General features: G+C 31.3%; 5 protein-coding genes. 3 read left to right on the top strand and 2 right to left on the bottom strand.

Annotation, left to right across the window (positions count from 1 at the left end):
* Positions 1-243 (bottom strand): Mur ligase domain-containing protein (locus tag VK998_RS03930; RefSeq protein WP_325225716.1); only part of this gene is annotated, 243 nt, incomplete at its 3' end.
* Complete coding sequence (locus VK998_RS03925) at positions 240-1,325, bottom strand: D-alanine--D-alanine ligase (protein WP_325225713.1); 1,086 nt, start codon at positions 1,323-1,325, stop codon at positions 240-242. The genes VK998_RS03925 and VK998_RS03930, both read right to left, overlap by 4 nt.
* A gap of 272 nt (positions 1,326-1,597) precedes the next feature.
* On the opposite strand from VK998_RS03925, the gene VK998_RS03920 reads away from it, so the two are divergent.
* The 3 genes from VK998_RS03920 to VK998_RS03910 form a co-directional block, all read left to right on the top strand.
* On the top strand, positions 1,598-2,017 hold the full coding sequence (locus VK998_RS03920; protein ID WP_325225711.1) for a HutP family protein: 420 nt from the start codon (positions 1,598-1,600) through the stop codon (positions 2,015-2,017).
* Between the two features lie 144 nt (positions 2,018-2,161).
* A complete protein-coding gene (locus VK998_RS03915) occupies positions 2,162-3,166 on the top strand; it encodes an ABC transporter substrate-binding protein (protein ID WP_325225710.1) in 1,005 nt (334 codons plus the stop codon).
* A partial coding sequence (locus tag VK998_RS03910; RefSeq protein WP_414713553.1) for an ABC transporter permease occupies positions 3,167-3,695 on the top strand: 529 nt, incomplete at its 3' end. It abuts the gene before it with no gap.

Raw genomic sequence — 3,695 nt, 5'->3', positions numbered from 1 at the left:
AAAATTCAAATCAGGTATAGGTTCTTTTTTATCCCATAATGCTGCTTTTGCACCTTTTTCTATTGCTTGTTCAATAAATTTATGTCCATTAAAGTTTTCACCTATTGGTGGTATGAATAATTGGTTTTTGCTAATGGTTCTCGTGTCTGTAGAGACTCCTTCAATTTCAATTTTAGAAAATTCTTCTTTCAATCCGGAACCTTTTACCATGAACTCTATATCTTTTAGCTTACGTTTTATCATTCTTCAACTCCCCTTGTATACAAGATGGATTTTTTCTGTTGATATCTTTTAAAGGCCAATTTTATTAGCCATTCTATAAGTTCGGCATAAGTAGTGCCATTAGTAGCTTCCCATAGAACTGGAGTCATACTTAGAGCTGTAAAACCTGGCATTGTATTTACTTCATTTACTAATATTTGGTTATCATCAGTAACAAATATATCTACCCTAGCAAGACCATAACAATTTAAAACCTTAAAGGATTTTACTGCCATTTCTCTCACTTTGTCAGCTACTTCTGGCTCTAATCTAGCTGGAACAACAGGAGTTATTTTCCCATCTATATATTTAGCATTATAATCGAAGAAGGGCTTTTCCATAATAAATTCACCAGAGACAGATGCTTTAGGATGGTTATTTCCTATAACAGAGGTTTGCATTTCTCTGCCTACTACTTCCTTTTCTATTATTATTTTACAATCATAGAGGAAAGCTTTTTGGAAGGATTTTTTAAGTTCTTCCCTATTTTCAGCTATGGATATTCCAACACTAGAACCTGAATTGGCAGGTTTAATATAACAAGGATAGCCGATTTTTTCTTCCACTTGTTTATAGCATTTTGTCTCATTTTCTTTCCAATTATGTAATCTGAAAGAAATATATTTTGTTTGAGGTATTCCATGATTAGAAAAAACATCTCTCATTATAACCTTGTCCATTGCTGCAGCAGAAGATAAAACTTCATTTCCTACATAGGGTACATCTAATAGTTCTAAAAGTCCTTGTATAGTGCCATCTTCTCCATTAATGCCATGGATGGCTGGAAATATTATATTTTTTTCTCCTTCTCTAAAATCTTTAGCTAAAAATTCTCCTATAGATTTAGCAATAGTAGTGGACGGTTTGACTTGTAGTTGTTTTACATCTTGTATTTCTTCTTCTAATAATCCTAAATTACACCATATACCTTCTTTTGTAATATATACTGGATAAACATTGAATTTATCTCTATTTAAAGCATTTAGTATTGCTGATGCAGATTTTAAAGATACCTCATGTTCTACGGATTTACCTCCATAAAGTACATAAACATTGGTTTTCATATATTTTCTCCTCTCTTTTGTACTAACTATTTATGATGATTATCTGTATTTGTCAATATAATAAGTTTATTATATATATGAAAAATGCTATCATAATAGAACTTAATAATCAATATATATTTGTTACCATAGGGCTATAGCCATTAGTATCTTTGTATATGATTTTAGCATTATATATAGAAGGAAATTTTGAATTTAATAATATTAAAAAATTCTTTTAGTTGGATTTTTCTATGAAATACTATAAAATTATATATATAGGAGGGATTTAAATGAGTAATAGTAGTACAGATGTTGCTAAGGCAGCTATAAAATTAGCAGTATCAACTAGAGAAGAGGAAAATATTTTAATAGATGAGTTACGAAAAAAAGATATAAAAAGCGCAGCGGTAAATATTGGTGGGGACTTAATCAACTCTATACCTAAAATTATAGAAAGAGCATTGGTGGCCTCAAAAAAGACGGGGATTATAAAGGATGTTCACGTCCATGAAGGAGCAGTAGCAGGAGCAGCTAAAGACGCTATTAGTCAAGTGGATTCTAAAGCATTAGGCCTTAATTTTGGTGGGAAATTAGGAATAGCTAGATCAGGAGAACATGTAGTGGTTTGTTTGTTTATAAGCATAGGCTTACTCCATTTAAACGATTTAGCTATAGCAGTAGGTCATAGATCTATTCCAGTTGTGGATTAAAAAATTTCAAAATATTGTTGACAATGATATTAAAACATACTATAATTTAATCATATATTTTTGTAGATAGCAAATATGCTAAGGGTAGGAAGGTAGATTAGTAGGATTTATCAATTCAAAAATTAATATTAGGAGGATGGTAGCATGGTAGGTAAAAAATGTCTTGCCAGTCTAAGTAAATGCTTAGGCTTTGTTTTGTTATTCATTATTAGCTTATCTTTAAATGGATGTTCAACTCAAAATTCTAAAGAAATAGTTTCCATTGGTATTAGTCAAATAATTGAGAACCCGGTTTTAGATTTAGCACGAGAAGGTTTCATCGATGCTCTAAAGGACAAAGGCTATGAAGATGGAAAAAACATTGAAATAGATACTCAGTTTGCTCAAGGGGATATAGCATTAACAACTACTATAGCCCAAAATTTTGTATCTCAGAAAAAAGATTTAATTCTTGCCATATCTACCCCATCAGCCCAAAGCGCATTTCAGTCTACTAAAGATATTCCAATATTATTTACAGCAGTTACGGATCCTATATCAGCAGGGTTAATTCAAAATGTAGATTCTCCAGAAAGGAATATAACTGGGACTACGGATATGGTACCAATAGATAAACAACTAGAATTAGGTAAAACAATCTTTCCAGATGCAAAAAAGGTAGGCGTTCCTTATAATACAAGTGAAATAAATTCTCAAGTACAAGTAGAATTAGCTAAAGAAACAGCGCAGTCCCAAGGACTTGAAATAGTTGAGATACCAGTTACAAACTCATCAGAGATAGAACCAGCTCTTAGTGGGAAAATTGGAGAAATTGATTTTTTATTTCTTCCATCAGACAATTTAATAGCTTCTAGTATGTCTATAATTACTAAGATAGCTTTAGATAACAATATTGGAGCTATTGGTGTGGATGAACCTATGGTTAAAAATGGTGCCTTAGCTTGTGAAGGTCTAGATTATTATAAATTAGGATATGAAACAGGGCTTATGGCTATAGGAATAATTGAAGGAAAGGAAATAAAGGATTTACCTGTTTCTAGATCTACAGATACTCAACTTACTATAAACAAGGATATAGCAGATAAATTAGGAATTGCTCTACCAGAAAGTGCACTAGATGGGGTAGTAATAATTGGGGAGGAGAATTAAATGAATAGTTTCGTACTAGGTATCCTACAACAAAGTTTAGTTTTTTCCATAGCAGTAATGGGAATATATATAACTTATAAAATTCTTAAATTTGCAGACCTGTCAGCAGACGGTAGTTTTACTTTAGGGGCAAGTGTATCTGCTATACTTATAATTAATGGGATTAATCCTTTTATATCTTTGGTGTTTTCCATGTTAGCAGGGGCTTTAGCTGGTATTGTAACGGGTATATTGAATGTAAAGATGAAAATTCAGGATATACTTTCAAGTATTTTAGTAATGATTGGGTTATATTCCATAAATTTGAGAATAATGGGAATGGCTAATCTTCCTTTATTTAATCATGAAAGTATATTCACAGGAAATAATACTTTGATGATTGTATTTATACTTGCTGCTGTTTCTGGTTTGTTTTTCACCTTGTTTTTCAAAACTAAGCTAGGTTATTTGCTAAAGGGTATAGGAGATAATGAAAATATGATTATTTCCTTAGGTATTAATACTGGAAGAATTAAAATATTTGCTCTTT

This window comes from Schnuerera sp., assembly GCF_035459645.1.
In the GTDB taxonomy this organism is placed as follows: domain Bacteria; phylum Bacillota; class Clostridia; order Tissierellales; family Tepidimicrobiaceae; genus Schnuerera.
This window is presented reverse-complemented; position numbering and strand designations above follow the sequence as displayed.

Bases quoted from the DNA above. Each gene is read 5' to 3' on its own strand.
- VK998_RS03925 (WP_325225713.1), bottom strand. From the start codon at position 1,325: ATGAAAACCAATGTTTATGTACTTTATGGAGGTAAATCCGTAGAACAT.
- VK998_RS03920 (WP_325225711.1), top strand. From the start codon at position 1,598: ATGAGTAATAGTAGTACAGATGTTGCTAAGGCAGCTATAAAATTAGCA.
- VK998_RS03915 (WP_325225710.1), top strand. From the start codon at position 2,162: ATGGTAGGTAAAAAATGTCTTGCCAGTCTAAGTAAATGCTTAGGCTTT.